This is a genomic window from Nocardia otitidiscaviarum NBRC 14405 (assembly GCF_000308635.1).
Classification (GTDB): Bacteria; Actinomycetota; Actinomycetes; order Mycobacteriales; family Mycobacteriaceae; genus Nocardia; species Nocardia otitidiscaviarum.
The window spans coordinates 65,030-91,244 of sequence record NZ_BAGD01000048.1 but is presented as its reverse complement, the minus strand read 5'-3'; the positions used below and the strand labels follow the sequence as shown (position 1 = coordinate 91,244).

Here is a 26,215-nt window from a genome sequence, read left to right as displayed (position 1 = left end):
CGCACTGCACAACTCAGCCCTTCACACACAGCACCTGGCGCAGCGTCGCCACGACGTCGACCAGTTCGCGCTGGGCGTCGATGACCTGGTCGATGTCCTTGTACGCCGCGGGGATCTCATCGATCACCCCGGCGTCCTTGCGCGACTCCACGCCCTCGGTCTGCGCGATCAGATCGGCCACCGTGAACTGCTTCTTGGCGGCATTGCGGCTCATCCGGCGGCCCGCACCGTGCGACGCGGACTGGAACGAGGCCGGATTTCCCTTGCCCCGCACCACATACGACCGCGTACCCATGGATCCGGGAATCAGCGCCAGATCGCCCGCGCCCGCCCGCACGGCGCCCTTCCGCGTCACCAGCATGGGCACCCCGTCGACGATCTCCTCCGCCACATAATTGTGATGGCAGGAGATCGGCTCGTCGAAACGCACGTCGACCCCGGTGAATTCGTCCCGCACGGCCTTGCACACCAGCGCCAGCATCACGGCCCGATTGCGGGCCGCGTATTCCTGCGCCCAGGTCAGATCCCGCCGGTACGCCGCCATTTCCGGGGTCCCGGAGAGGAATACCGCCAGATCCTGGTCCGGCAGATCCTGATTGTGCGGAAGTGCCCGCGCGATGGCCATATGCCGCTCGGCGAGTTCCTTGCCGATATTCCGGCTCCCGGAATGCAGCAGAATCCACACATTCTGCTCGGTATCCAGGCAGACTTCGACGAAGTGGTTGCCGCCGCCGAGTGATCCCATCTGCTTGTGCGCCTTGGATTCCAGGGACTGAACTCCGGAATGCAGGCCGTCGAAGGACTTCCAGAATCGCTCCCAGCCGGTGCGCAATGTGGTACCCGCCGCACGCTGGCCGTGCACCTCCGCCTCGAGTCGTCGCACATTCACCGGCTCCTGATGCGCCGTGAATCCGACCGGTACCGCCGCCTCGATGCGGGACCGCAGCGACAGCAGATCATCGGGCAGTTGCGCGGCCGTCAGCGAGGTGCGCACGGCCTCCATGCCACAGCCGATATCGACGCCGACCGCGGCGGGCGCGACCGCGTCCCGCATGGCGATGACGGATCCGACCGTGGCCCCCTTGCCGAGGTGCACATCGGGCATGACGCGCACGCCGTGCACCCATTCCAGTTGCGCGATGGTGCGCAGCTGCCGCAAGGCGGCGGGGTCGACTTCGTGCTCGTGCGCCCACATGAGCGTCTGCGCGCGCGTTCCGCGCAGCTCGACGGGAAACATCGTTCGGTCCTTCCTCTTTTGCGAACAGCTCCACCGTAAGGACCGAGTGGACGTGCGCGCATCCGAATATCGGGCCGGGTGACGGCGGCCGAATGCTTTCCGGGTGTCGCCGGATTCGTCTAGCATCGCCTCGTTCGATCGCTTCTGAAATAGTGGAGATTCTCTTGTCGCTCGCTCGTAGTGCCGCAGTCACCGCCGCCGCCGTCGCCGTCTGCGCGCTGGGTTTCGCCGCGCCCGCGCAGGCCGCGGGACAGCACGGCACCATCGCGATTTCCCGGCTGAACAATGTGGTGGTCGCCGCCACCGACACCTCCAGTCGGGTCGTCGCCGACGCCGCCGCCATCAAGGACTGCAATGTGTACGACTGCGAAATCGTGCTGCGCTTCAGCGACGGATGCGGTGCGGTAGCCCGGGGCGCGGACGGCGGGTACGGGTGGGCGGCCGCGCCGACGCGCGCCGAGGCCGAGGCGGCCGCCGTGGGCGGATTGGGAGAATCGCATCCGCCATTCCCCGATCTCGGCAGTGCCTCCCCGCGACCCGCCCAGATCGTGCTCTCCGCCTGTACGGCAAACGCGTCCTAGCGGGCGAATCGGCGTAGATATTCGGAGGAATTCACGTCGGAAGTATTCGAGTTAGCCGAGTTTTCCGCTGTCGAATGGTTGGATGCACGATGGTTGCCCATTGCGCCAGAAGATTACGCATTCCGAACCACCGCAGACAGGAGAGCGTTGTCGATGAAAGGTGTGAGCCTCGCCGGTGTGATCGCCGTGGGTCTGACGGTCGCGGCCTGCGGTGAGGAGAGTGAACCCGCGGTGCCGCCGCAACAGCCCCCGTCGCTGACCGTCGGGATCAAATTCGATCAGCCCGGGATGTCGGTCATGGGGCCGGACGGCGTGCCGCGCGGTTTCGACGCCGACACCGCCACCTACATCGCGGGCAAGCTCGGTGTCACGCCCGAGCACATCGTCTGGAAGGAAGCGCGCTCGGAAGACCGCGAGCGCCTGTTGAATTCGGGGGCGGTGGATTTCGTGGTCGCCTCCTACTCCATTACCGCGGGTCGCCAGCAGCAGGTGTCCTTCGCCGGGCCCTACCTGGTCGCGGGCCAGGATCTGCTGGTGCGGCAGAGCGAGCGGAAGATCGAACGTCCCGAGGATCTCAACGGCCGCACGGTCTGCACCGCGGAGGGCTCCAGCTCCGCGGACAAGATCCGCAAGGACTTCGCCGCCCGCGCCGATCTGGTCACCCGCGACACCTATGTGCAGTGCGTCGCCGACCTGCTCACCGGCACGGTGGACGCGGTCTCCACCGATGACGTGATCCTCGCCGGATACGCCGCGCAGCATCCCGGCACCCTGCGCGTGGTGGGCCATCGCTTCACCCGGGAGCGCTACGGCGTCGGCGTCCGCAAGGGTGACATCGACATGCAGGCCCGCATCACCCGGGCCATTCGCATGATGATCGACGACGGCAGCTGGCGGCGCGCCATCGAAGCCAATATCAGCCCGTCCGGCCACCGAACCCTGCCGCCCCCACCGGTTTTCAACGCCCCGGACAAGGAGATCGCCCCCGGCGACCGCACTCAGCTCGATCCGGAGCTGGTCCGCATCACCGAGGCCATCGCCGCGACCTTCAACGCCCAGGACTGGGAGGGCTTCCAGCAGCTGGTCTGCCCCGAAACCGCCCAGGACATCGACGATCTCGTCATCCAGTACACCCCGCAGTACGACCGCACCCTGGGCCCGGAAGTGCGATCGGCGGGCTTCACCAAGACGATCACCGGCATCACCCAGACCAGCCCGAATTCGGCCACCTACCTGGCGCACGAATCGTTCACCGATATCCCGGAGAAGTACCGCCAGTACTTCAAGGACATCGACTACACCGGCACCATGGTCCGCCGCGACGGCGAGTGGCGATTGTGTTCCATCGCAGCCGATTTCGTCGAACCCTGAGCGGCCCGGCGACCTCGGGTCTATCGGGTCACAGGCGCGGTGCGGGTGAGGGCGGTGCGCAGGGCGGCGAAGGCCGCCGCATTGGCGCGTTCGGTCTCCGGGAGGTGCCAGGCCATGGACATGAAGCCGTGGACGGTGCCGTCCCAGCGCTGGATCTCCGCGTCCACCCCGGCCGCGCGCAGGCGGCGGCCATACGCCTCGCCCTCGTCGCGCAGCGGGTCGAATTCGGCGGTGACGATATGGGCGGGCGGCAGGCCGGACAGGTCGGCGCGGGTCGGATTGGCGTAGGGGTGGTTCGCGTCGGCGGGGGTGCGCAGATACTGCTGCCAGTACCAGTGCAGGTGGGCGGCGGTGGTGAAGTAGCCCTCGGCATTGTCGGTGTAGGAGGGGCTGTCGCAGGCCGGGTCGAGCATGGGGTAGAGCAGCAGTTGGAAGGCGATGTCGGGGCCGCTGGTGTCGCGGGCCCGGAGGGCGGCGACGGTGGCGAGATTGCCGCCGGCGCTGTCACCGGCGACGGCGATGCGGGCCGGATCGCCGCCGAGGGCTTCGGCGTGGTCGGCCACCCAGCGCAGGACCGCGTAGGCGTCGTCGGCGGCGGCCGGGAAGCGGGCCTCGGGGGCACGCCGGTAGTCGACCGACACCACGATCACGCCCGCCGCGTCGGCCATGGTCCGGCAGAACCGGTCGTGGCTGTCGAGTCCGCACAGGACGAACCCCCCGCCGTGGTAGAAGACCACGACGGCGGGAACCCGCTCGGCGTGTAGCGGCCGGTACAGCCGGACCGGCACCTCGGGGGCGTCCGGAGGACCAGGTATCAGCCAATCCTCCACCCCGGCAACGGGTATCGGCTCCACCACCGGCGCGGGCCGGGCGGCCAGGAAGGCCCGCGCCGCGGCGGCGTCGCAGACCTCGGTGCCGAGAGCGGGAAAGGCCGCCGCGGCGGCGTCGACGAAGGATCGCCATTCGGGGGAGAGGGGCATCACGTATTCCTCACCGGGGTCGCTACGGATTCCGCGGGATGAACTTGCCCGCCGCCAGACCGCCGTCCACGGTCACCTCCGCGCCGGTGATGTAGGCCGCCGCGTCGGAGGCGAGGAAGGCCACCAGCTCGGCGACCTCCTCCGGCAGTCCGGTGCGTTCCAGCGGCAGCGTCGGGAAGCTGCCCGGGCCGGTGGTCAGATACGGCACCATCGGAGTGGCGATGGGGCCCGGATGCACCGAATTCACACGGATGCCGACGGGTCCCAGCTCCAGCGCCGCGATCTTGCTGAGTCCGCGCAGCCCCCACTTCGAGGAGCCGTAGGCGGAGTGGTTCATCAGGCCCTCGATCCCGGCCTGGGAGGAGATGTTGACGATGGAGCCGCCGCCCGCCTCGGTCATCGGCCCGACCACCGCCTTGATGCCGTTGAACGCGCCGACCAGGTTCACCCGCAGAATCCGCTCCAGTTCCTCGGTGGAGGTCTCCACGAGTGGTTTCATGGTGTAGATCGCGGCATTGTTCACCAGTACGTCGAGCTTGCCGAAGGTCGAGACGGTCTCACCGACGGCGGTGTTCCAGCTGTCGTTGTCGGTGACGTCGTGGTGCACGAAATGTGCCGCCGCCCCGAGTGATTCGGCTAGCTCCTTACCCTCGGCGGCCAATACGTCGGTGATCACCACCCGCGCCCCGCGTGACGCGAACAGCCGTGCCTCCGCCGCGCCCTGGCCGCGGGCCGCGCCCGTGATGAGCGCGACTTTGCCGTTCAGATCAACCATGTCGTTTCCCTGCTCCATGTCCTTGTGTCCGTCGCGCCGCCACCGCGGTCGGGTGGGGTTATGCCTGTCCGAAATAGTTCTGCACGCATACCCCGTGGTCACGGGGGTGTCCCAGTGGTCGGGACCACATCGTGCCGGGCACCGGGGGCCGCCTTAGCGTCGATCTCACAACCCGCGTCCCCGCCTGCCGTCGTCCCGCCGTGCCACGGCGGCCCGCGCACCGGCTGCGGTAACCGAAAAGGACTCGAGAACTGTGGAATTCGAATTCGATGTGGTCGTGGTCGGCTCCGGCGCGGCCGGGATGACCGCCGCGCTCACCGCCGCCTACCGCGGGCTGTCGGTGACGTTGATCGAGAAGAGTCGCCTGTTCGGCGGCTCGACCGCGCGCTCCGGCGGCGGTATCTGGGTGCCGAACAATCCGGTGCTGCAGGCGGCGGGCGTGCCCGACAGCCCGGAGATGGCCCGCACCTATCTGAAAGCCGTTGTGGGCGATCGTGTTCCGGAGGCCAAGCAGCGGGCTTTCCTGGATCACGGGCCGGAGATGTTCCGCTATCTGGGCGCTCGCTCGCGGTACTGGGAGTTCGTCTACGACCGCGGCTATTCCGACTATCACCCGGAGTTCCCCGGCGGGCTGTCACAGGGCCGCAGTATCGAGCCCGCGCCCATCGACGGGCGGCTGCTGGGCGCGGATCTGCACAAGATCAATCAGCCGACCATGTCCGCGCCCAAGGGCATCGCCATCACGGTCAGCGACTTCCACGACCTCAATATGATCGCCCGCACCTGGGCGGGCAAGAAGACGGCCGTGAAAGTGGGCGCGCGCACCGCGCTGAACCTGCTCAGGGGCGCGCTGCCGCTCAGCCTGGGCAAGGCCCTTGCCGCCCGGCTGTGGCTGTCGCTGCGGGACGCGGGCGTGCCGGTGTGGCTGAGCACGCCGCTCACCGAGGTCGTCACCGAGGGCGGCGCCGTGGTCGGGGTGCGGGCCGAGCACGAGGGTCGCTCCGTCGTCATCCGGGCGCGGCGCGGTGTGGTGCTGGCGGCGGGCGGCTTCGAACACAACCTCGAGATGCGCGAGCAGTACCTGTCCGGACCGCAGTCCACCGACTGGACCGTGGGCGCGACCGAGAACGTCGGGGAGGGCATCGTGGCGGGCCAGAAGGTCGGCGGCGCGGTGGACCTGATGGACGACGCCTGGTGGGGCCCGTCGGTGCGCAATCCCGACGGACCGCCGTTCTTCTGCCTGGCCGAGCGTTCGCAGCCGGGCGCGATCATGGTGAACGACAACGGGGAACGGTTCGTCAACGAATCCGCGCCGTATGTGAACGTGGTGCACCGGATGTACGAGATGGAAGCGGCCGGCACCGGCAGCATCCCGGCGCACTTCATCTTCGACCAGAACTTCCGCGACCGCTACCTGTTCCTCGGCAACTTCCCGAAACGTCCACTGCCGCAGAAGTATTACGACGCGGGCATCATCACCTCGGCCGACACCCCGGCCGAACTCGCCGACAAGATCGGGGTGCCCGCCGACCGGCTCACCGCCACCGTGCGGCGGTTCAACGACTTCGCCCGCGCCGGTCGCGACGAGGATTACGGCCGTGGCGATTCCGCCTACGACCGGTACTACGGCGATCCGACCGTGCGCCCGAACCCGACTCTCGCACCGCTCGAGCGCGGACCGTTCTACGCGGTGGAGATGGTGCCCGGCGACCTCGGCACCAAGGGCGGCCTGGTGACCGACGAGTACGCCCGGGTGCTCGACCACGACGGTGAGCCCATCGCCGGACTCTATGCGGCGGGCAACAATTCGGCCGCCGTCATGGGCAACGACTACGCCGGTGCGGGCGCGACCATCGGGCCCGCCATGGTGTTCGGCTTCATCGCCGCCAATCACCTGGCCGACTCGCGGTCGGCGCGACACGAGGAGAGCTGAGATGGGACGCGTCGACGACAAGCACGTCGTGATCACCGGCGGGGCGCGCGGCATGGGTGCGGCCTTCGCGCGCCGACTCGCGGCCGAGGGCGCGCGGGTGACCATTGCCGATGTGCTGGTCGAGCCGGGGCGGGCGGTGGCGGCCGAAATCGGTGACGCCGCGCTGTTCCTCCCGCTCGACGTGACCGACGAGGGCGACTGGACCACGGTGATCGCCACCGCCGAGGCGCGGTTCGGGCCGGTGTCCGGGCTGGTCAACAACGCGGGCATCGTGCACGTGGACCCCATCGAGAAGCTGTCGGAGGCCGACTACCGCCGGGTCGTCGACGTGAACCAGGTCGGCGTCTTCCTCGGGATGAAGGCGGTGATCGGCTCCATGCGCCGTGCGGGCGTGGGGTCCATCGTGAACATCTCCTCCACCGGAGGGCTCATCGGCTATGCCGATATCCTCGGCTACGTCGCCTCCAAATGGGCGGTGCGCGGGATGACCAAGACGGCGGCGCAGGAGTTGGCCGCCGACAATATCCGGGTCAACTCGGTGCATCCCGGCATCGTCGCCACCGAGATGACGGCGGCGTCGGATCGCTCGCGGTCGATCGCGGCGACGCAGCCCATCGCGCGCCCCGCCACCCCGGAGGAGCTGGCGAATCTGGTGCTGTTCCTCATCTCCGACGAGTCCTCCTACTCCACCGGCGCGGAATTCGTCGCCGACGGCGGCTTCACCACCCAGTAAGACCGGCGCTGTTCCGCCATCGTGCGACTCCGCCACTGCGAGACAAGGACATTCCCATGCAGAGCTTCCACGGCAAGGTCGCCGTCGTCACCGGAGCCGGGGCCGGTATCGGCCGGGCGCTGGCCCTCGAACTGGCCCGCGAGGGGGCGGCGCTCGCGCTGTCGGGGCGCACCCTCGACAGTGTGGCCGAGACCGCCGCCCTGTGCGAGCAGGAGGGGGCGAAGGCCCGCGCCTACCGGCTCGACGTCACCGACCGCGCGGCGGTGTACGCGCACGCCGATGCGGTGGTGGCCGATTTCGGCACGGTGAACCTGGTCGTCAACAATGCCGGTGTCTCGCTGACCGCCAATATCGAGGACGTCACCTGGGAGGACTTCGAGTGGATCTTCGATATCAACTTCTGGGGTACGGCGCACGGCACCAAGGCGTTCCTGCCGCATGTCATCGCCTCGGGTGACGGGCATATCGCCAATGTCTCCAGCATGTTCGGGCTGGTCGCCTGCCCGAGCCAAAGTGGTTACAGCTCATCGAAGTTCGCCATGCGGGCGTTCACCGACGCGCTGCGCCAGGAGATGATCATCGCGGGCCACCGGGTGGGCGTCAGCAGTGTGCACCCGGGCATGATCAAGACCGAGATCGCCTGGAAGGCGAGGGCGTCGGCCGATCGTGATCGCGACGCCCTGGCCTCCAACTTCGACCGGCTGGCCAAGACCTCGCCGGAGCAGTGCGCCCGTACCATCCTGAACGGCATCCGAAAGAACAAGCCGCTCATTCTCATCGGCACCGACGCCAAGGCCATGAACTGGATGCAGCGCCTGCTCGGCTCCGGCTACATGAAGCCGCTGACCGCGCAGATGCGCAAGGAGATCTGAGTCAGGCGAGCACCTCGATGCGCGCCGGAACGTATTTGTGCCACGGCGTTCCGGCGATCGGGTCGCGGTGGCGCAGGGAGGTGAGCTCGTTGGGAGCCACGCCTGCGCGCCGACCGTCGTCATCGGTGCCGAGACCGTTGGGCAGGGTGATATTGCCGGGTCGGACGGTATCGGTCACCTCGACCACGGCCGGGGCCGCTCCCGCCTCGGTGACCACGCGCACCCGGTCGCCGGTGTCGACGCCGAGCCGCCGCGCGTCCTCGGGGTTCACCCGCAGCGCACCGTCGGCGTCGCGGCGTCGCCAGGCCGGATCGCGGAAAATCGTATTGGCGGTGAAGGATCGGCGCTCACCGGCCGCCAGGATGAACGGGTAGTCGGGATCGGCCCGGTCCGGCGCGTCGGCCAGTTCGCCGAAAGCCGCCAGCAGTTCCGGGATCTCGAGGGTGAAGCGGCGATCCGGGCGGCGGACGTAGTTCCAGGTGTCGGACCATTCGTCGACCGTGAACGTGACGCCCGAGCGGCCGTGCAGGATCGCCTCGAAAAGCTGCTCCCCGGCGGCCAATCCGGGACCGCGGTACCCGGCGCGGCCGACCCCGGCGGGATTGCCCAGGGCGCACAGGTGGGCGATGCCCCACAGCACGGCCGCCCCGCGCAACTCCTCGGGCAGGGTCGGGCCGAGGGTTTCGTAGAGCACGTACGGCGCCAGCCGCATCAGCGTCGGATCGGCGGCGACGGCACTGAAGAAGGCCAGCGCGAAGGCGTGGCGTCCGGCGCGGGCGGCGGTACGCAGCCGCGTGAGGGTGGTCTGTGGGACGGCGTCGAGCGCGGTGAGCAGGCGCGCGTAGATCTCCGGCTCCGGCAGAGTGCCCGTCAGCGGCGGCAACAGCGGGGCGCGCAGCTGGAAGGTGTTGTGCGGGAACTCGAAATTGAAGAAGGTGGCCTCGCACTTCTCGAACTGGCTGGCCGCGGGGAGCACGTAGTGCGCGTGCCGGGCGGTCTCGGTGAAGGCCACGTCCACCACGACCACCAGGTCGAGGGCGTCCAGCGCGGCCCGGAAGGTCTTCGAATCCGCTAGGGAGTGCGCGGGATTCACGCTGTCGATCCACATGGCGCGGAAGCGGTCGGGGTGATCGGTGAGGATCTCCTCGGCGATGGAGTTGCACGGCACCAGGCCCGCGATGATGCGCGCGCCGGTGACGGGGGTGCGGCGCGCTCCGCCGGGCTGACTGACTCCGCCCGCGCCGCCCAGCAGACCACCGGCTATGGGGGCGACGGCGGTCACCAGCTTCTCGGCGGCGGTGTCGGCGAGTTTCGCACCGGCGGGCAGGGCGGTGAGTGCGCCGAGGGTGGCCGACAGCGTGGTCGCGCCGAGCGGAACGGCGCGGGTGGCGGCGGTGCCGAGGGTCTTGCGCGCCCGATCCAGCAGTGACGGCGGCCGGGTGCGCGCGGCGCGTGGGGGAGTGGCGCTGCCCGCCACGGCGGCCAGCACCGAGTGCAGGGCCATGGTGCCCGGCTTGCCGAAATTGCCGGTGAGGATCCACAGCAGCTTGTTGAGGTACGACGACAGGGTGGAGTGCGGGGCCTGCTGGATGCCGAGGTCTTCGTAGGTGGCGACGGATTCGCCGGTGCCGATGGCGCGCGCGGCGGCGCGGATCAGCTCCTCGTCGACCCCGCAGCGGCGGGAGAACTCGGGCACGTCGACGGTTTTCAGCTGCGCGAGCACGGCGTCGGCGCCCGTGGTGTGTGCGTCGAGGAAGTCGTGGTCGAGCAGGTCCTCCTGCACCAGCACGCCGAGCAGCGCGCCCAGGCAGTAGGCGTCGGTGCCGGGCGCGACCTGGAGGTGGATGTCGGCGAGTTCGGCGGTCTCGGTGCGGCGCGGGTCGATGACGATCATGGTGCGGTCCGGATCGGCGGCGATCTGCCGCAGCACCGGCCTGGCCCGCGCGAAACTGTGGGACTGCCAAGGGTTCTTGCCCACGAACACGACCACCCGGGCGTGTTCGAAATCGCCCTTGGTGTGGCCGCCGTAGAGCTTGCCGTCCACCCACATCTCGCCGGTCTTCTCCTGCGCCAGCGCATTGGAGTAGTACTTCGCGCCGACCGCGGCCTGGAGCGCCTGCGCGTAGCTGCCGCCCAGGTGATTGCCCTGTCCGCCACCGCCGTAGAAGAAGATCTTGTCGCCGCCGTGGGTGTCGCGCACCGTGCTGAGCCGGGCGGCGATCTCGGTGACGGCGGTATCCCAGTCGATCTCGGTGTAGCTGCCGTCGGGTTCGCGCCGCAGCGGGCGGGTCAGGCGGTGCGGATAACTCTGGTAGTAGTCCAGCCGCAGCGCCTTCTCGCAGGTGTAGCCCCCGGAGGCGACGTGCTCCTTATCGCCGCGGATGCGGGCCAGCCGCCGACCCTCGACCTCGATCTCCAGCCCGCAGTTGCATTCGCACAGGATGCACGCCGTCTTTCGCGCCGATGCCATGACGGTCTCCTCCTCGGTGAACGGACAGAACGTTCCTTCGTAGACGCATGATTGCAGTATAACGATCGGTATACAAGGGCGATGGGCAAACGCCCCGGTCGGCGGCGGTTGTTCGGTACCGTGGGATCCATGGCTGGACCGGTGTCGCCCAAGGGATCTCGCATCGCACTCGTACTGGGCGGGGGAGGACCCGTGGGTATCTCGTGGCTCGCCGGATTGGCGGTCGGGTTGCGTGCGGCGGGTATCGACCTGGGGCTGGCCGATCGGTTCGTGGGCACCTCGGCGGGTGCGGTGGTGGGCACCGTGCTCGCGGCCGGTGCCGACCCCATCCGCCTGCTGACCCCGCCGCCCGCGGACGCGCCGCCGCTGCGAGCGGATCCGGCGCGGCTGGGGGAGATCTTCGCGACCATGACCGAACCCGGCATCGCCCCGAAGGACGCCCGCCGCAAGATCGGCGCGCTGGCCATGGCGGCGGACGTCGGTGCGCCCGGAGCGCACATCGAGCGCATGCGCGCCCTGGTCGGCATCGACGACTGGCCCGACCGCGATATCGTGCTCACCGCCATCGACGCCCACTCCGGCGACCTGCGCACCTGGACCCCCGGCGGCGCGGCGACCCTGGCCGAGGCCCTCGCCGCCACCACATCGGTTCCCGGTGTGCTCCCGCCCATCCCCATCGACGGCCGCACCTACATCGACGGGGGCCTGCGCTCCGCCGTCAACGCCGACTTGGCCCTGCCCGCGGATGTCGTCGTCATCCTCGAACCCCTCGCGCACATGTTCCCCCGCACCCGCGCCGACCGCGACCTCGGCTCCGCCCGCGAGATCTCGGTCGTCCCCGACGCCACCGCCGTCGCCGCCTTCGGGCCCGACGTCTTCGCCGTCGCCGCCCTCACTCCCGCCTTCGAATCCGGCGTCCGCCAATCCGCCGACGCCGCCACGTCGCTCAAAGACGTCTGGCCCGCCCGCTGACACGGGTAGCGCAGCTGCGCGGCGGCCTCAGTCGTGGGTCGCGCCGATATTGTGCAGTACCTCGTGGATGATCGGATCGTCGAGGTGGTTGGCGACCGCGCGGCCCATGCGGGTGGAGGTGATGAAGTTCTCGTGCCGCAGCACCCGCAGCGCCTGGGAGATCGAGTTCTCGGTGCGGCCGGTGGCGGCGGCGAGCTCGCCCACCGTGATGCCGGGGCAGCGGTGCAGGCAGAGCAGGATCTCCAGGCGGCCGGGATCGGAGAGCAGGTCGAAGCGGCGCGCCCAGGCGCGAATGTCCACGCCGCGCAGCGCCAGTTGTCCGCGCTGAACCGGTGACCCCTTCGTTGACTGCGGTTCTCCCATGGCCCTCACGGTAGTCGCGTCGGAACGCCAGGCCCTATTATCTGTTCACCTGAACAGGTGAACAGTTGAAAGGCTCTCGATGAGGATTGGCTCCCGGACGTCGCGCAGCGCCGGTGTCCTGCTCGCACTGACCGCCGCGCTGTCGGCGTGCGGTGCGCCGACGACCACCGACGACGGGTCGCTGGTCCTCGCCGACGGATACGAACTCGGCGGCTACAACCCGATCGCCGGGTACGGCGCGGCGGGTGAGGCCAAGATGTACGACGGGCTGCTGCGGCTGCGCGGCGGCCCGGGCCTGCCGGAGTTCGATCCGGCGCTGGCGGTCGCGCCGCCGGTCGCCGCCGCCGACGCCACGGTGTGGACCGTCGATCTGCGGCCGGGGGTGAAGTTCAGCGACGGAACGGATTTCGACGCCGCCGATGTGGTGGCCACCTACCGCGCCATTCTCGACCCCGCCTCCGCCTCCGAGGTGCGCTCCTCCTACGAGATGATCGAGCGCGTCGACGCCGTCGACTCCGATACCGTGCGCTTCACCCTGCGCTACCCCTACGCCGCGTTCCCCACCAAGCTGCTCATCGGCATCGTGCCGTCGGAGGCGGTCGCCACCCCGGGCCCGGCCGCCGAATCCCCGCTCAACACCGCCCCCGTCGGCACCGGGCCGTACCGCCTGACCGAACTGACCCCGGAGCGCGCGGTGCTGGTCGCGAACGAGGACTACTGGGACGGCCCGCCCGCGGTGCGGAAGGTCACGCTGGTCTACGTCCCCGACGACAACACCCGCGCGCAGCGCATGGCCGCCGGTGAACTCGACGGCACCACGCTGCCACCGCTGCTGGCCCGCACCTTCGCCGACCGCGCCGGAATGACGGTGTCCGCCAACACCTCCGCCGACTGGCGCGGCGTCTCGCTGCCCTCGGGACATCCGGTGACGGGTGACCCTGCCGTTCGCAGGGCGCTCAATCTGGCGGTGGACCGCCGCGCCGTCATCGACAATGTGCTCGGCGGCTACGGCCGCCCCGCCTATACGCCGATTCCCGAGGTGTACGGCGAAGCCCACAATCCCACGGCGACATTCGACTTCGATCGGGAGCGAGCCGCGGCACTGCTGGACGCGGCCGGGTGGCGGCCCGGACCGGACGGCATCCGCGTGCTGGAAGGTCAGCGGGCCGCGTTCACGGTCATGTACAAGTCCACCGACACCCTGCGCCGCGATCTGGCGCAGGCGTTCGCCTCCGATGCCCGCCGCATCGGCATCGAGGTGGATCTGGAAGGGCTGTCCTGGGATCGGATCGAGCCGCGGGTGGAACGCGACGCCATTCTGCTCGGCGGCGGGGACGAACCCTACGATCCGGATACGCAGGCGTACAAGACGCTGCACTCGGCCTACCTGGACCCGGCCGTCGGCAGCGTCTACGACAATGCCAGCCGCCACGCCGATCCCGCCGTCGACGCCGCCCTCGATCGGGCCCGCCGCAGCACCGATCCGGCCGTCCGCGCCGCCGCGTACCGCGACGTGCAGAGCGCCTACATCGCCGACCCGAGCTATGTGTTCCTGGCCTTCCTCGACCACACCTACGTGACCAGGGATTCGAACTGGGTGATGTCGGGCCCCGTGCTGGAACCGCATACGCACGGCGTCGCGTGGGGACCCTGGTGGTCCCTGCACACCTGGACGCGACGCCCGTGACCTCGGTGACGCCGCGGCGCAGCCGATTCCGGGACCGAGGACTGCCCCGGATGATCGGCTTCCGGCTGCTCACGCTGATCCCGGTGCTGGCGGCGGTGGCGGCCGGACTCTTCGCCGCGGCCGCGTACTCGCCCTTCGATCCGCTGGCGGGCTATCTGGGCAATCGCTACGAGACCACCTCGGAAGCCGACAAGGCGCTGCTGGCACGGGAATTGGGCCTCGACACCCCCTGGTACCAGCTGCTCGGCCGCTGGTTCGGCCGGATGCTCACCGGTGACCTGGGCATGTCCCGAGGTTACGGTCAGCCGGTGAGTCAGGTGGTGGCCGAACGCATTCCGTGGACCGTGCTGCTGGTCGGTGTCTCGCTCACCATGGCCGTTCTCATCGCGGTGACGCTCGGCGTGTGGACCGGGATGCGGCGCGGTGGCCTGGTGGACCGGGCGGTCAGCACCGCCTGCGTGGTGGTGCAGGGGCTGCCGCCGTTCGTGCTGGCCCTGGCCGCCATCGGGATCTTCGCCGTCGGCACCGGCTGGCTGCCGCCCGCCGGACTCACCGACGCCGGCGCCGACCCCGATGTGGCGCAGGTGCTCCGGCATCTGGTGCTGCCCGCGTCGGCGCTCGCGCTGTCGCAGCTGCCCTGGCTGCTGCTGGCGGTGCGGGAATCGGTGTCGCACAACCGGAGCGAGGACTTCGTCACCGGAGCCATGGCGCGCGGCGTGGACGCGACCACCATCGCCCGCCGCCACATCCTGCCCATGTCCCTGGCTCCGTTCGTGACCATCCTGGGGGCGCGGCTGCCCGAACTCGTGGTGGGCGCGGTGCTGGTGGAGGAGATCTTCTCGTGGCCGGGCATCGCGGGCGCGTTCGTCGACTCGGCCACCGATCTGGATATGCCGCTGCTCGCCCTGCTCACCGTGGGCACCACGGGCGCGGTCATGCTCGGCTCGCTGCTCGCCGACATCGCCTGTGTACTACTGGATCCGCGGGTGCGTGCCGATGGCTGACCGACGTTTCCGCATCGCGGCCGCCGTCCTCGTCGCGGTCGCGGCCTATGCGCTGCTGGTGCCGTGGCTGTTCGGGATCGACGACCGGCTCACCGATTTCGCCGCGGCGCGGCGGGCGCCGTCGGGGGCGCACTGGTTCGGCACCGACGCCGCCGGACGTGACCTGTTCGTGCGCGTGGCCGCCGCCATCCGCGTCTCACTGCTGGTGGCGGCGGCCTCGGCGCTGCTGGCCACGGTGCTCGGCACCCTGGTCGGCACCGCGTCCGCGCTGGCGGGTGGCTGGGTGGACCGGCTGGTCATGCGCGTCGCCGACACCACCAACGCGCTGCCGCATCTGCTGTTGGGCATCGTCATCGTGGCGCTGTTCCGCGGCAGCGTGCCCGCCGTGGTGCTGTCCATCGCGCTCACACACTGGGTGCAGGTCGCCCGCGTGGTGCGCGCGGAGACACTGAGCGTGCGCGAGCACGACTACCTCGCCGCCGCCCGGCTCGCCGGTGCCGGACCCGGATATCTGCTGCTGCGGCATGTGCTGCCCGCCGTCGCGCCGCAGGCGTTGATCGCGGTGGTGCTGTTGCTACCGCATGCGGTGTGGCACGAATCCACGCTGTCGTTCCTGGGTTTCGGTCTGCCGCCGCACGCGCCGAGTCTGGGCACCCTGCTGGAGGAGACGCGCTCCTCACTGCTGCTGGGCGGCTGGTGGACGCTGGCGTTCCCGGCCGGCGTGCTGGTCGTCACCACGGTGGCGGTGGCGATCGCCGGATCGGCCCTGCGCGCCAGGCTCATTCCCCCGAAACCCGCGAGGCTGCTGTCATGACCCTGGTCGATCCCGCCCTGCGCGCCGGACTCGCCATCGCGGCGCTCACGGTGCGCATCCCGCTGCCCCGAAGGCGCGTCGTGCACGCGGCCACCGACGTGACGCTCGACGTCCCGCGCGGCCGGGTGACCGCCCTGGTCGGCGAATCCGGTTGCGGCAAATCGGTGGTCGCCGGCGCGGTGCTGGGTCTGCTGCCGCCGCACGCCGAGATCGGCGGGACCATCCGCGTCCCGGCCGGAGACCGGCAGCTCGATGTGCGCACCACCGACGAGCCCTACCGGGGTCGGCATGTGGGACTGGTACCGCAGTCCCCGGCAACGCATTTCACCCCGGTGCGCACCGTCGGCGCGCAGCTCCTCGAGACGCTCGACCGGCTCGGCTCCCCGCACGGCTGCGCCGACCTGGCCGAGCGCGTCGGCTTCCCGATCGAGGCGTTGGACCGCTATCCGCACGAACTGTCCGGCGGTATGGCACAGCGCGCCGCCGTCGCCGCCGCACTGGCCGGTGATCCGGAGACGATCGTCGCCGACGAACCCACCTCCGGACTGGATCGCGACCGCACCGACCACGTGCTGCGCCTGCTGCGCGAGTGCGCCGACCACGGTGCGGCGGTCCTGCTCATCACCCACGATCTGGCCGCGCTCATCCGCACCGGAATCGCCGACACCCTGGCGGTCATGTACGCCTCCCACCTGTTGGAGACCGGACCGGCCGCGGAACTGCTCGACGATCCGTGGCACGAGTACACGCGGGATCTGCTGGCGGCGCTGCCCGCGCGCGGACTGCGGCCGCTGCCGCATCCCAGCCCGGAGCTGACCGACCTGACCGCCGAGCGCTGCCACTACCTCGGTGGACCGACGACCCTCATCGCGCGGGGACCGCGCCTGCTGCGCGAACGGAGCCGGTGATGCTGGCGGCCACCGCGGTGCGCGCGGGATACCGGCGCGCTGACACCGTGCTCGACGCGGTCGACTTCGCCGTCGCACCAGGAGAGGTGGTCGGCCTGGCGGGGGTATCGGGTTCCGGGAAAACCACTCTCGTGCGCGTCCTGGCGGGCCTGGTGACACCGCGCTCCGGCGTGGTCACCCTCGACGGGCAACCGTTGGCGCGCGCTCCGCGGGGTGCGGTCGGCGTCGTCTTCCAATCTCCGCGCACGGCTGCCGATCCGCGCTTCACCCTCGCGCGGATCATCGGTGAACCAGCCCGCATCCGCGGGGAACGCGACCCCGATGTCACCGCGCTCGCCGGGGCGGTCGGGCTGACACCGGATCTGCTGGAGCGCCGCCCGCACGAGGTCAGCGACGGCCAGTTGCAGCGCGCGTGCGTGGCGCGCGCCCTGGCGCAGCGGCCGCGCTACCTGCTGTGTGACGAGGCCACGGCCATGCTGGACGCGGCGACCACGGCGGCCATCGTGCGGCTGCTCATGGACCGCGCCGCCGCCGACGGCATCGGGGTGCTGGTGGTATCGCACGACGGGGAGCTGCTCGACGCCTGCTGCACGCGGGTGGCGATCATCGAGTCCGGATCACTCCGGTCGTGAGGCCGGTGCGCGCAGCAGGTTCTTCATCACCTTGCCGCCGGTATTGCGGGGCAGCGCGTCGGTGAACGCGATCTCGCGCGGCACCTTGTATCCGGCCAGCCGGGTGCGTGCCCACCCCAGGATGGCGTCGGCATCGGCGGTGGCCGGGTCGGTGGGCACCACCACCGCCCGCCCCACCTCGCCCAGGCGGGGGTCCGGGATGCCGACCACCGCCACATCGCGAATTCCAGGATGTCCCAGCAGGGTTCGCTCGATCTCGGCGGGATAGGCGTTGAAGCCGCCGACGATGAACACATCCTTCAGGCGGTCGGTGATGCGCAGGTAGCCGTCCGTGTCCAGGGTGCCGACATCCCCGGTGTGCAGCCAGCCGTCGGTGTCGATGGCGGCGGCGGTGGCCTCCCGGTCGTCGAGGTAGCCGCGCATGACATTCGGTCCGCGCACGGTGATCTCGCCCGGCACGCTCGCCGCGACGGGTGCGCCGTCGCGGTCCACCAGGCGAATCTCGGTGTCGATGACGGCCTTTCCCACCGTGGTCGCCGCCAGTTCGGCGGGTGCGTCGGGCGGGCAGACGGTGATCACGCCGATTGATTCGGTGAGGCCGTAGGCCGTATAGACGTGCGGCACACCGAGTTCGGAGCGAATGCGCTCGACCAGTTCGGTGGGAACGGGCGCGCCGCCGGTTCCGGCCAGCCGCAGCGAGCTCAGGTCGCGGCCGGTGCGGTCGCGGCGCAGCAGGTCGGTGAACAGGGTGGGCGCGCCCGCGAGCATGGTGACGCGTTCGCGCGCGATGAGATCGAGCACCGCATCGGCGTCGAAGCGGGGGACCGGGATCATGGTGGCGGCGCGCAGCAGGCAGGCGATGATGCCCGCCTTGTACCCGAAGGTGTGCGAGAACGGATTGACCAGCAGACAGCGGTCGCCGTGCCGCAGTGTGACCGCGTCGGCCCAGCGGTCGAACACCTCCAGGGTCTGCCGGTGGGTGGCGAGCACGCCCTTGGGCGCGCCGGTGGTGCCGGAGGTGAACAGGATGTCGGAGATCGCGTGCGCGTCGACGGTGGCCGCTCGCGCGCGGGCCGCGGGAGCCGGTGTTCCGGAGCCGGATTCGAGGAACGCCCGCCATTCCCCGGCGGCGCTCATATCCACCGTCCGCCGCAGGGTCGGCAGCACCCGGCCCGAGTCCGCCAGCAGCCGCGGATAGTCGTTGCCCAGGAAGCCGCGCACGGTGAACAGCGCCCGCGCCCGGGCGCGCGCCAGGATCTCCGCCGTCTCGACTCCGGTCAACCGCGTGTTGATCGGCACCAGCACCGCACCCGCTCCGAGCAGTCCCAGCGCGGTGACGATCCAGCGCGCGCCATTGGGAGCCCAGATCCCCACCCGGTCGCCGGGTCCGAGCCCGCTCGCCATGGCCGCCCGCGTCACCTCGAGGGCATGCTCCGCCAGTTCGGCGTAGGTCATCCGGCCCTCGGGCCCGGCGATGGCGAGCACGTCCGGAAACTGTTGTGCCCGGTCCGCGAGGAGCGCGGGAATACTCGTCAGCCGCGTATCGCCCATGGACTCGTCCCGCCGATCCATGCGCCCATCCTGCCGCACCGCCCCGCCCGCCACGCCCGATTCGTCGGATGAGTCCCGTTCACCGGGGTCGATCCGCCGCGACCGGCGGACCGTTACCGCGGCAGCGCCGGTTCCGCTCAACGAGATCGGGTTGGAGAACCGCGTCGCCGACCCGGCACGCTCGGTACATGACGCCCGGACGGGAGGCACGGGGCGCGGTGCGCAGGAATCCACACGATCGAAGGAGTGATATGACCGCGGGAGCGGAGCTTGCCCAGCGACCGGATGTGGCGGCCGACGCGGCGACCGTCGTCGAACTCGACGGCCGCTGCGGGCTGTCGCGGGAGCGGATCGGCGGCAAGGCGTGGAGCATCGACCACATGCGGGCACTGGGGCTGCCGGTGCCGCCCGCCTTCGTGATCACCACCGACGGCTGGGCCGACTACCACCGCCGCGGTGGCATCGCCGCGGAGATCTGGGCGCAGGTGCGCGCGGGGATCGCCATGATCGAACGCGGTACCGGCCGCGGCTTCGGCGGCACCGCCCGCCCGCTGCTGGTGTCGGTGCGCTCCGGCGCGGCGGTCAGCATGCCCGGGATGATGGATACCGTCCTCAATCTCGGTATGACCGACGCGGTGCGGCGGGCGCTGGCCGAGGAATCCGGGAATCCGGCCTACGCCGACGACACGTGGCGGCGCTTCCTCGCCCAGTACCGGGAGACGGTGCTCGGCGATGAGCACGGCGTGGTGCCGGATGATCCGTGGGAGCAGTTGCGCGGCGCGATCGAGGCGGTGTTCCGCTCCTGGGATTCCCCGCGCGCCAAGACCTATCGGCGCAATCGCGGTGTGGCCGACACACTCGGCACCGCGGTCACCGTGCAGGCCATGGTCTTCGGCAATCTCGACGACCTGTCCGGCACCGGAGTGCTGTTCAGCCGCAACCCCAATACCGGCGACGGCCCGGCCTACGGGGAGTGGCTGGTCGGCGGGCAGGGCGAGGACGTGGTCTCCGGCCGCACCACGCCGCGCCCGCTCGACGAACTGGCCGCCACCCAGCCGCGCGTGCACGAGCGATTGCTCGCCGCCGCGGCGCAGCTGGAACGCCACGGCCGCGATATCCAGGACATCGAGTTCACCGTGGAGTCCGGCGCTCTGTGGCTGTTGCAGTCGCGCCCGGCCAAACGTTCCGCCCGGGCCGCCGTGCGGGCCGCGGTCGCCATGGTCGACGAGGGGATGATCGGGGCACGGCAGGCGCTGGATCGGATCACTCCCGATCAGGTGCGGGAGGTGCTGCGTCCCGCCTCCGGCGACACCACCGGGCAGCAGCCCCTGGCGCACGGCGAATCCGCCTGCCCGGGACTGGCTTCCGGCCTGGTCGTCACCGATCCGGATGAGGCCGAGGCCCGCGCCCAGGCGGGGGAGGCGGTGATCCTGGTGCGCCCCACCACCAGTCCCGACGACCTGCACGGCATGATCGCCGCCCGCGCCATCGTCACCGAACTGGGCGGCACCACCTCCCATGCGGCGCTGGTCAGCCGGGAACTGGGCCGCCCGTGCGTGGTCGGCTGCGGTTCCGGCGTGGTGGCGGCGTTGGCCGGGCGCACCGTCACCGTGGACGGGGGTGCCGGTGTGGTGTGGCCGGGCGAGGTCGCCGGAAAGCCGGTCGCGGCCGATATTCTCGCCGATGTCGCGCAGCTCGCCACGTGGGCGGGCACCGCGCCCGACGGCCTGGCGGCACACCTCGAAGCGCGGGCGAGCGCACCGGAAACGACTGCCCGGCAGTTCGATTCGACCGAGGTGCCGCCGGTCACCGAACTCGAGCTGCTGCGTCTGGTGGGAATCAAGGGCCGGGTGAATGCCGAGCACCTCGCCGCCAGCCTGGCCGCCGGGGTGGACGAGATCACCGCCCGCTGTGCGGATCTGGTGACAGCGGGCCTGTGCGCCACGACCCCTGCGGGCTTCCGGCTCACCCCGGACGGCCGTCCGCGCCTGGAGCGGCTGTTGGCCGATGAACGCGAAACCGTCGACCACGCCGCGATTTCGGCCGCCTACGACGAATTCTGTGTCCACAACCAGGATGTGAAGCTCATCATCACCGACTGGCAGATGAAGGACGCCGACACCGTCAACGACCACGCCGACGCCGACTACGACGCCGCCGTCCTGGCCCGGCTCACCGACGCCCACCGGCGGCTGCGTCCGCTGATCGGGCGGCTCGGCGCTGTCGCGCCGCGGCTGGGCCGCTACGCCGACCGCCTGGACCGTGCGCTGGAGCGCATCGACGCCGGTGACCACACCTGGGTGGCCCGCCCGATCATGGACAGCTACCACACGGTGTGGTTCGAACTGCACGAGGACCTGATCGGACTGTGCGGCCGCAACCGCGCCGAGGAGGCGGCGGCCGGTCGTGCCCACTGACACCCCGGTGACCGGTCCGGCACAGCACGAGAACTCCGCACCCGGCGTCTCCGCGCGCTACCCCGACACCGGGCGGCGGTGGGTGGAGTTCGCCCAGATCGACAACCTGCGGGATCTGGGCGGACTCCCCGTCACCGGCGGCGGCACGACGCGATTCGGTGTGCTCTACCGCTCCAGCACGCTCCAGCAGGCCACTCCCGCCGATATCGAGTTGCTGCTCGGCGAGCTCGGTCTGCGCACGGTCGTCGACCTGCGCCTGCCCGACGAGGTCGAGCGGGAGGGTTACGGGCCGATCGCCACCGCGGCCGTCACCATCGCGAATCTGCCCATTCGCAAATCACCGCGATCCTCGCTGGCCGCACGCGATCTCGTACCCGACAAGACCCGGGTGGATCTGGTGGAACTGTACGGCCAACTGTTGCGCGGCAGCCCGGAGCACATCGTCGAGACCGTGCGCCTGCTCATCGACGCGGACCGGCGGTCGCTGCTGTTCCACTGCGCCGCGGGCAAGGATCGCACCGGGGTGCTGGCGGCGGTGCTGCTCGATGCCGTCGGTGTGACGCCCGAGGCCATCGCCCACGACTACGCGCTCACCAACGAGCGCATGGCCCGGGTCCGCGAGCGGCTCGACGCGCTGCCGTCCTATACCGGCCTGCCACCGGTCAGCACCGGCATCCTCGCCGTCGAGCCGGAGGTGATGCTCCGCTTCCTGGAGCGGATGCGCGCCGACTACGGCGGCGCGGCGAAATGGTTGCTGGCCAACGGGCTTTCGGCGGCCGAACTCGACATACTGCGGGAAACCCTGGTGGTGTCACCGATGTGACACCATCCGGTCGAGTCGTCGCCGGACGGTCCCGGCGGCCGTATGCTCGAGGTATGACAACCAGCAGGCACGCGGTTGTCGGAGTCCGGGAACGAATTGTCGCCGCCGCGTACGAATTGTTCACTCGGCGCGGCGTTCGCGATGTCGATACCGATGAAGTGGTGGTGCGCGCGGGCATTGCCCCGGGCGCGCTCGCGGAATACTTCCCGACCAAGGACGAATTGGTGCTCGCCGTCCTGCGGCGGCGTGAGGAACTGTGGACCTTCGCACTGGTGGAGGAACAGTCCCGCACCCGCGGTTCGACACCGGTGCAGCAGTTGCTCGCCATCTTCGATGTTTTCGAGGAATGGTTCGTCTCGCGCGATTTCGACGCGTGCACCTTCATCAACGTGCTCCTGGAGATGGGCGCGGACCACCCCATCGGCCGGGCCGGGATCGAACATCTCGGCACCATCCGCGATATCGTCCGCGGCCGCGCCGAACAGGCCGGGCTGACCGACCCGGACGATTTCGCACGCACCTTCCACATCCTCATGAAAGGCTCGATCATCGCCGCCGCGGAGGGCGACGAACATGCCGCGCGGCGCGCGAAACGCCTGGGCCGCACGTTGATCGAGGCGCACCGACCGCCCGGCTCAGCGCCGCTCGACGACGACCTTCCCGTCCGCACCCGGCGCGATCAGGGCTATCAGCCGCGCCGCCTCGGCACATACGGCGACCTCGTCGGCGGCCGAGAGCGGATGCCACGGGATGATTCGGACGGTTGCGCCGTCCAATGACCAGCGGCCGTGCACGAATCCGTCGACGAGGTACATGGGCACCCCGGCGGACGCCTCGGCGGCGATGCGCGCGCGGTCGGCGTCGCTGATCATCCGGCGGCGGTCGCGATGCCCGAGCAGGGCGTTGTCGAAGGCGGGCAGCAGGCGCACGGGCGTCGGCGTCTCCGGGTCCGCCAGTGGCGCGTCGGGCAGGTCGAACAGTTCGCGCCCGGTGTCGTCGCGGAATACCCGCAGCTCCGGACGCAGCCGCGCCACCACCTCGGCCAGCCGGGTGAGGCCCGACCACGCCTGAATATCGGCGACGCTGGCGGGGCCGAAAGCCGCCAGATAGCGCAGCACCAGGGTGTCCGGCCGGGGTCCGGCCGCCAGCGGTGCGCCCAGCCACTCCTCGGCCAGAGCGACCGCGACCCGGCGATTGCGCCATCCGCCCCACGCACCGGCCTCGGCGTCGTGGACGAGCGGCAGCACCGCCCCGAGCGCCTGCGCCAGGCGGCCCGGATGCGGTGTCGTGAACCGTTGCGCCAGTTGGCGTCCCAGATCGCGGCGCGGCACCGTACGGCCGGTCAGCAGTTCCCGCCCGGCTGCCGCCAGCTCGACGGGATCCACCGCCGTCATGGCCTCGCGGAAGTAGGCCGCCCCGAGGATCGACTCCACCATGGGCGCGACCGTCGGCTGCAACCAGCGGTGGTCCGATGCGGTGGTGAGATGGACGGTGCGTCGAATCATGGTGGAGCGCACCACCGTCCGGTCCCGCAAGAGCGTGGTGAGGTCGTCGGGCCGGAATCGGGTGAGCCGGGTCCACAGTCCCACGTAGGGCCAGTTCGGCTCCTGTCCCTGCACGGCGACCAGGTGCCGGATCAGGTCGGCCGCGGACATGTCCACCCGCTCCGCCAGCAGTTGACGCTGGAGCAGAGTGCGGTTCAACCGGCGCAGCGAGAGTTCGGTCGTCATACGACCATCCTGTCGCGCAAATAGGTCAGCTGTTGTCCTAGTCGATCACCGGATGTGTGGTGTCCGGCTCACGGTGTCCCCGGCGGGCGGCTCAGAGTCCTCGCACGGTGGTGAAGACCGCGGCCAGACTGTTCTGGCGCAGAAAGACATCGCGCGGTGGGTCCGGGAAGGTCGTCAGGCCGGTATCGGTGAGCCAGGTGTGGTCGAGTACGCGCAGTGACAGCGGTCCCGCCGGTGCCACCACCTCGACCTCGAGGCCGTCGGCCGGGGGAGCCCAGAACTGGAAACCGGTGGCCGGAACGGGCGTCACCGCGCGTCCGGCCACCCGCAGTGCGCGGATCTCGGTGTCGTAGTGCAGATCCAGGCGCAGCGCGTCGCGGGTCGATCGGAGGCGCAGCCGGACCGTGCGCTGCCCGGCCTCGGTGGTGTCGGAGAGGATCTCGGCGACGGGAGCCGAGAGCGCCTGGGCCGGAGCGGGGCCGCTCGCGACCGCCGTGGGCCACAGCGCCGCGAACGGTCCGGCGGGCGCGGTGTCGTCGAGATAGGTGTCGTTCCAGACATCCGGTTCGCGCGGGGACAGCCAGCGTGCCTCGCCGGAATCCGCGTCCAGCGCGTAGATCAGCTGGGTCGGCATCGGGTGCTCGTCGTCGAAGCGGTCCACGGTCGACCCCAGCGCCGTCAGGGCGACGGTGAGCGCCAGCGCGGCCGTGGGAATCAGCCAGCCGTGCCGCGGCGGCCACACCCGCACCAGCGTCACCGTCAGCAGGCCGCCGAGCAGCAGCACCATCGGTGCCACCAGGAAGGGTGCGCCCGCGAGTCCGGTCTGTAGCACCGGCCAGGTCACACCGCCCAGGAAGACCGCCGTCGGCAGCAGGAAGACGGTGAGCGCCACCAGTTTCCAGCGCTGCGGCACCAGGAAGGTGAGGGCGACGCCCGTCGCCGCGGCACCGGTCGGCACGATCAGGATCTGCGCGCCCGCCGGAACCAGCACCGCGCACACCACCCCGACCAGCGTCACCGCGCCGAGCAGGCCGACCGCGGTTGCGGTGGTGTCGAACAGCCGCCGCGCCAGCGCCCACCACGCCGCCAGCACCGCGACCAGCAGCGCCAGCACCGCCGCGTAGTAGCTCTCCGGCCGATACGGATCGACCGGACCGAGGGCGGCGTACTCGGGCCGGATCACGCGCAGCAGTTCCCACAGCGCCCACACCGCGCCCATGCCGACCGGTACGGCGAGCAGGAAGGTGAGCCCGGCCAGCAGGATCGTGCGCGCCCGCGTCTCCCCGTGGCGCCGCGCCTGCCAGACCACCCAGGCGACCAGCAGCACGGTCAGCACCGTCAGGGCGATGATCACCCACACCGGGAGGACGACGAGCACGCCGAACGGCAGCTGGAAATAGGCGCGATCGACACCGGTGTCCAGCGTCGCGAGATCGGTGTTGCCGTAGTCACGGGCCAGGGCGAGGGTGTTCTCACCCATCTGCTGCACCGTCGGCAGGTGGACGTGCGCCGGATCGTCGAGGCGGTTGTGGTAGTAGGCGCTGCTCCCGGCGAACGCCCAGTCCAGGACGTGCAGGCCGCCCGCCTCCAACGCGACGAAATCGGTATTGCTGGTGGTCTGGGCGCCGCCCAGGGCAGTCGAGAGGGAGTCGGTGTTCGGGTACGGCGCGTCGGCGACGGCGTCGATGAGGTGGCCGTCGGGATGGGTGATCCGCCACAGCAGCACCGGTCCGGCCGCACCGCGCGCCTCGTGATTGACCACAACGCCGGGGTGGCTGCCGTCCAGACCCGCGGCCACGTACGCCTCCGCGCCGAGCAGGCCCATCTCCTCGCCGTCGGTGAGCAGTACGACCAGGTCGTTGCGCAGCGAGTTCTCACCCGCGCGCAGGGCGCGCACCGCCTCCAGAATGGCCGCCACACCCACACCGTCGTCATTCGCGCCCGGGCCGGAGGGCACCGAATCGTAATGCGCCGCAAGGTACACCGTGCCCGTGGCGGCCGTGCCGGGCATGCGCGCCACGATATTGGCGGTGCGTCCCATGCCGAATCCCTCGCGCTGGAAGGCCCGGGGCCACTGCCCGATCCCCTCCTGGACCTCGGTCTCCAAGCCCAGTTCCCGCAGCTGCGCCACCAGTTGGTCACGCACGCGGTCGTGTTCGGCGCTGCCGATGGGATGCGGTCGCGACGCGATGGCCTCGACGGTCCGCAGCGCCCGCTCGGCGCTGAACACCTCGACGGGCGCGGCGGCGTCACGATAGCCGCGCGGCTGTTGTTCCCAGGCCACCGCGGCCGCCACCGCCAGTAGCAGGACGAAGGCGAGCACACCGGAGAACCGCGATCCTGACCGCACGAACTCGATCGT

Annotated in this window: 21 protein-coding genes and 1 pseudogene; 14 read left to right on the top strand and 8 right to left on the bottom strand. The window is 70.5% G+C overall.

The window, feature by feature from the left end:
* Positions 1-13 precede the first annotated feature (13 nt).
* Entirely contained in the window at positions 14-1,237 is a 1,224-nt protein-coding gene (locus ON31_RS08905) for an RtcB family protein (RefSeq protein ID WP_039811381.1), read from the bottom strand.
* A 164-nt stretch (positions 1,238-1,401) separates the two neighbouring features.
* On the opposite strand from ON31_RS08905, the gene ON31_RS08900 reads away from it, so the two are divergent.
* Positions 1,402-1,818: a DUF4189 domain-containing protein gene (locus ON31_RS08900; RefSeq protein ID WP_255222030.1), complete on the top strand. Its 417-nt coding sequence runs from the start codon at positions 1,402-1,404 to the stop codon at positions 1,816-1,818.
* Between the two features lie 153 nt (positions 1,819-1,971).
* Positions 1,972-3,189 carry a glutamate ABC transporter substrate-binding protein gene (locus tag ON31_RS08895; protein ID WP_051037001.1) on the top strand — a complete coding sequence of 406 codons (1,218 nt, stop codon included), beginning with the start codon at positions 1,972-1,974 and terminating at the stop codon, positions 3,187-3,189.
* 20 nt (positions 3,190-3,209) lie between these two features.
* On the opposite strand, the gene lipP1 is transcribed toward ON31_RS08895, so the two are convergent.
* Both lipP1 and ON31_RS08885 read right to left on the bottom strand, forming a co-directional pair.
* Entirely contained in the window at positions 3,210-4,169 is a 960-nt protein-coding gene (lipP1, locus tag ON31_RS08890; RefSeq protein WP_039811378.1) for a LipP1 family hormone-sensitive lipase, read from the bottom strand.
* Positions 4,170-4,191: 22 nt separating this feature from the next.
* The gene (locus tag ON31_RS08885; protein WP_039811476.1) at positions 4,192-4,944 is read right to left on the bottom strand and encodes a glucose 1-dehydrogenase; all 753 of its coding nucleotides are present in this window, start codon (positions 4,942-4,944) and stop codon (positions 4,192-4,194) included.
* A gap of 253 nt (positions 4,945-5,197) precedes the next feature.
* On the opposite strand from ON31_RS08885, the gene kstD reads away from it, so the two are divergent.
* Genes kstD through ON31_RS08870 form a run of 3 tightly spaced genes read left to right on the top strand, consistent with a single transcriptional unit; the run spans position 5,198 to position 8,482 of the window.
* Positions 5,198-6,877, top strand: a complete 1,680-nt coding sequence (gene kstD, locus ON31_RS08880) for a 3-oxosteroid 1-dehydrogenase (protein ID WP_039811375.1) — start codon at positions 5,198-5,200, stop codon at positions 6,875-6,877.
* A 1-nt stretch (position 6,878) separates the two neighbouring features.
* Positions 6,879-7,610, top strand: a complete 732-nt coding sequence (locus ON31_RS08875; protein WP_039811373.1) for a glucose 1-dehydrogenase — start codon at positions 6,879-6,881, stop codon at positions 7,608-7,610.
* 56 nt (positions 7,611-7,666) lie between these two features.
* Positions 7,667-8,482 carry an SDR family NAD(P)-dependent oxidoreductase gene (locus ON31_RS08870; RefSeq protein WP_029927137.1) on the top strand — a complete coding sequence of 272 codons (816 nt, stop codon included), beginning with the start codon at positions 7,667-7,669 and terminating at the stop codon, positions 8,480-8,482.
* Between the two features lies 1 nt (position 8,483).
* Here the strand turns inward: ON31_RS08870 and ON31_RS08865 are convergent, their stop codons facing one another.
* Positions 8,484-10,952: a molybdopterin-dependent oxidoreductase gene (locus ON31_RS08865; protein WP_039811370.1), complete on the bottom strand. Its 2,469-nt coding sequence runs from the start codon at positions 10,950-10,952 to the stop codon at positions 8,484-8,486.
* Positions 10,953-11,081: 129 nt separating this feature from the next.
* On the opposite strand from ON31_RS08865, the gene ON31_RS08860 reads away from it, so the two are divergent.
* Positions 11,082-11,924, top strand: coding sequence for a patatin-like phospholipase family protein (locus ON31_RS08860; RefSeq protein ID WP_063821449.1), 843 nt, complete (start codon positions 11,082-11,084; stop codon positions 11,922-11,924).
* A gap of 27 nt (positions 11,925-11,951) precedes the next feature.
* On the opposite strand, the gene ON31_RS08855 is transcribed toward ON31_RS08860, so the two are convergent.
* Positions 11,952-12,287: an ArsR/SmtB family transcription factor gene (locus ON31_RS08855; protein ID WP_051036999.1), complete on the bottom strand. Its 336-nt coding sequence runs from the start codon at positions 12,285-12,287 to the stop codon at positions 11,952-11,954.
* A gap of 79 nt (positions 12,288-12,366) precedes the next feature.
* Here ON31_RS08855 and ON31_RS08850 point away from each other — a divergent pair, with 79 nt between their 5' ends.
* The 5 genes from ON31_RS08850 to ON31_RS08830 are packed head-to-tail and all read left to right on the top strand — an operon-like array spanning position 12,367 to position 17,332.
* Complete coding sequence (locus ON31_RS08850; protein WP_039811365.1) at positions 12,367-13,974, top strand: ABC transporter substrate-binding protein; 1,608 nt, start codon at positions 12,367-12,369, stop codon at positions 13,972-13,974.
* Positions 13,975-14,024: 50 nt separating this feature from the next.
* Entirely contained in the window at positions 14,025-14,978 is a 954-nt protein-coding gene (locus ON31_RS08845) for an ABC transporter permease (protein WP_172544797.1), read from the top strand.
* Complete coding sequence (locus tag ON31_RS08840; protein ID WP_039811359.1) at positions 14,971-15,792, top strand: ABC transporter permease; 822 nt, start codon at positions 14,971-14,973, stop codon at positions 15,790-15,792. Before ON31_RS08845 ends, ON31_RS08840 begins: the two co-directional genes overlap by 8 nt.
* Entirely contained in the window at positions 15,789-16,700 is a 912-nt protein-coding gene (locus ON31_RS08835; protein ID WP_039811356.1) for an ATP-binding cassette domain-containing protein, read from the top strand. Before ON31_RS08840 ends, ON31_RS08835 begins: the two co-directional genes overlap by 4 nt.
* A complete protein-coding gene (locus ON31_RS08830; protein WP_039811470.1) occupies positions 16,700-17,332 on the top strand; it encodes an ABC transporter ATP-binding protein in 633 nt (210 codons plus the stop codon). The genes ON31_RS08835 and ON31_RS08830 overlap by 1 nt, the downstream gene beginning before the upstream one ends.
* Here ON31_RS08830 and ON31_RS08825 read toward each other — a convergent pair.
* Positions 17,318-18,904 carry a FadD3 family acyl-CoA ligase gene (locus ON31_RS08825; RefSeq protein WP_051037010.1) on the bottom strand — a complete coding sequence of 529 codons (1,587 nt, stop codon included), beginning with the start codon at positions 18,902-18,904 and terminating at the stop codon, positions 17,318-17,320. The two genes, ON31_RS08830 and ON31_RS08825, sit on opposite strands and share 15 nt — an antisense overlap.
* Positions 18,905-19,134: 230 nt before the next feature.
* Between ON31_RS08825 and ON31_RS08820 the strand changes: the two genes are divergently transcribed.
* The 3 genes and pseudogenes from ON31_RS08820 to ON31_RS35505 all read left to right on the top strand — a co-directional run.
* Positions 19,135-21,300, top strand: coding sequence for a pyruvate, phosphate dikinase (locus ON31_RS08820; protein ID WP_063821448.1), 2,166 nt, complete (start codon positions 19,135-19,137; stop codon positions 21,298-21,300).
* A complete protein-coding gene (locus tag ON31_RS08815; RefSeq protein ID WP_051036998.1) occupies positions 21,290-22,123 on the top strand; it encodes a tyrosine-protein phosphatase in 834 nt (277 codons plus the stop codon). Before ON31_RS08820 ends, ON31_RS08815 begins: the two co-directional genes overlap by 11 nt.
* A gap of 53 nt (positions 22,124-22,176) precedes the next feature.
* Positions 22,177-22,755: pseudogene (locus tag ON31_RS35505) on the top strand (TetR/AcrR family transcriptional regulator); the annotation flags it as partial.
* Positions 22,756-22,758: 3 nt separating this feature from the next.
* Here the strand turns inward: ON31_RS35505 and ON31_RS08805 are convergent.
* Positions 22,759-23,853 carry a winged helix DNA-binding domain-containing protein gene (locus tag ON31_RS08805; protein WP_039811354.1) on the bottom strand — a complete coding sequence of 365 codons (1,095 nt, stop codon included), beginning with the start codon at positions 23,851-23,853 and terminating at the stop codon, positions 22,759-22,761.
* Positions 23,854-23,944: 91 nt separating this feature from the next.
* Positions 23,945-26,203 carry a M20/M25/M40 family metallo-hydrolase gene (locus ON31_RS08800; RefSeq protein WP_157533620.1) on the bottom strand — a complete coding sequence of 753 codons (2,259 nt, stop codon included), beginning with the start codon at positions 26,201-26,203 and terminating at the stop codon, positions 23,945-23,947.
* Positions 26,204-26,215: the final 12 nt, after the last annotated feature.

Coding starts and splice junctions, on each gene's coding strand:
- ON31_RS08905 (WP_039811381.1), bottom strand. CDS start 1,237: ATGTTTCCCGTCGAGCTGCGCGGAACGCGCGCGCAGACGCTCATGTGG.
- ON31_RS08895 (WP_051037001.1), top strand. CDS start 1,972: ATGAAAGGTGTGAGCCTCGCCGGTGTGATCGCCGTGGGTCTGACGGTC.
- lipP1 (WP_039811378.1), bottom strand. CDS start 4,169: ATGCCCCTCTCCCCCGAATGGCGATCCTTCGTCGACGCCGCCGCGGCG.
- ON31_RS08885 (WP_039811476.1), bottom strand. CDS start 4,944: ATGGTTGATCTGAACGGCAAAGTCGCGCTCATCACGGGCGCGGCCCGC.
- ON31_RS08875 (WP_039811373.1), top strand. CDS start 6,879: ATGGGACGCGTCGACGACAAGCACGTCGTGATCACCGGCGGGGCGCGC.
- ON31_RS08870 (WP_029927137.1), top strand. CDS start 7,667: ATGCAGAGCTTCCACGGCAAGGTCGCCGTCGTCACCGGAGCCGGGGCC.
- ON31_RS08865 (WP_039811370.1), bottom strand. CDS start 10,952: ATGGCATCGGCGCGAAAGACGGCGTGCATCCTGTGCGAATGCAACTGC.
- ON31_RS08860 (WP_063821449.1), top strand. CDS start 11,082: ATGGCTGGACCGGTGTCGCCCAAGGGATCTCGCATCGCACTCGTACTG.
- ON31_RS08855 (WP_051036999.1), bottom strand. CDS start 12,287: ATGGGAGAACCGCAGTCAACGAAGGGGTCACCGGTTCAGCGCGGACAA.
- ON31_RS08850 (WP_039811365.1), top strand. CDS start 12,367: ATGAGGATTGGCTCCCGGACGTCGCGCAGCGCCGGTGTCCTGCTCGCA.
- ON31_RS08845 (WP_172544797.1), top strand. CDS start 14,025: ATGATCGGCTTCCGGCTGCTCACGCTGATCCCGGTGCTGGCGGCGGTG.
- ON31_RS08840 (WP_039811359.1), top strand. CDS start 14,971: ATGGCTGACCGACGTTTCCGCATCGCGGCCGCCGTCCTCGTCGCGGTC.
- ON31_RS08835 (WP_039811356.1), top strand. CDS start 15,789: ATGACCCTGGTCGATCCCGCCCTGCGCGCCGGACTCGCCATCGCGGCG.
- ON31_RS08830 (WP_039811470.1), top strand. CDS start 16,700: ATGCTGGCGGCCACCGCGGTGCGCGCGGGATACCGGCGCGCTGACACC.
- ON31_RS08825 (WP_051037010.1), bottom strand. CDS start 18,904: ATGGATCGGCGGGACGAGTCCATGGGCGATACGCGGCTGACGAGTATT.
- ON31_RS08820 (WP_063821448.1), top strand. CDS start 19,135: ATGACCGCGGGAGCGGAGCTTGCCCAGCGACCGGATGTGGCGGCCGAC.
- ON31_RS08805 (WP_039811354.1), bottom strand. CDS start 23,853: ATGACGACCGAACTCTCGCTGCGCCGGTTGAACCGCACTCTGCTCCAG.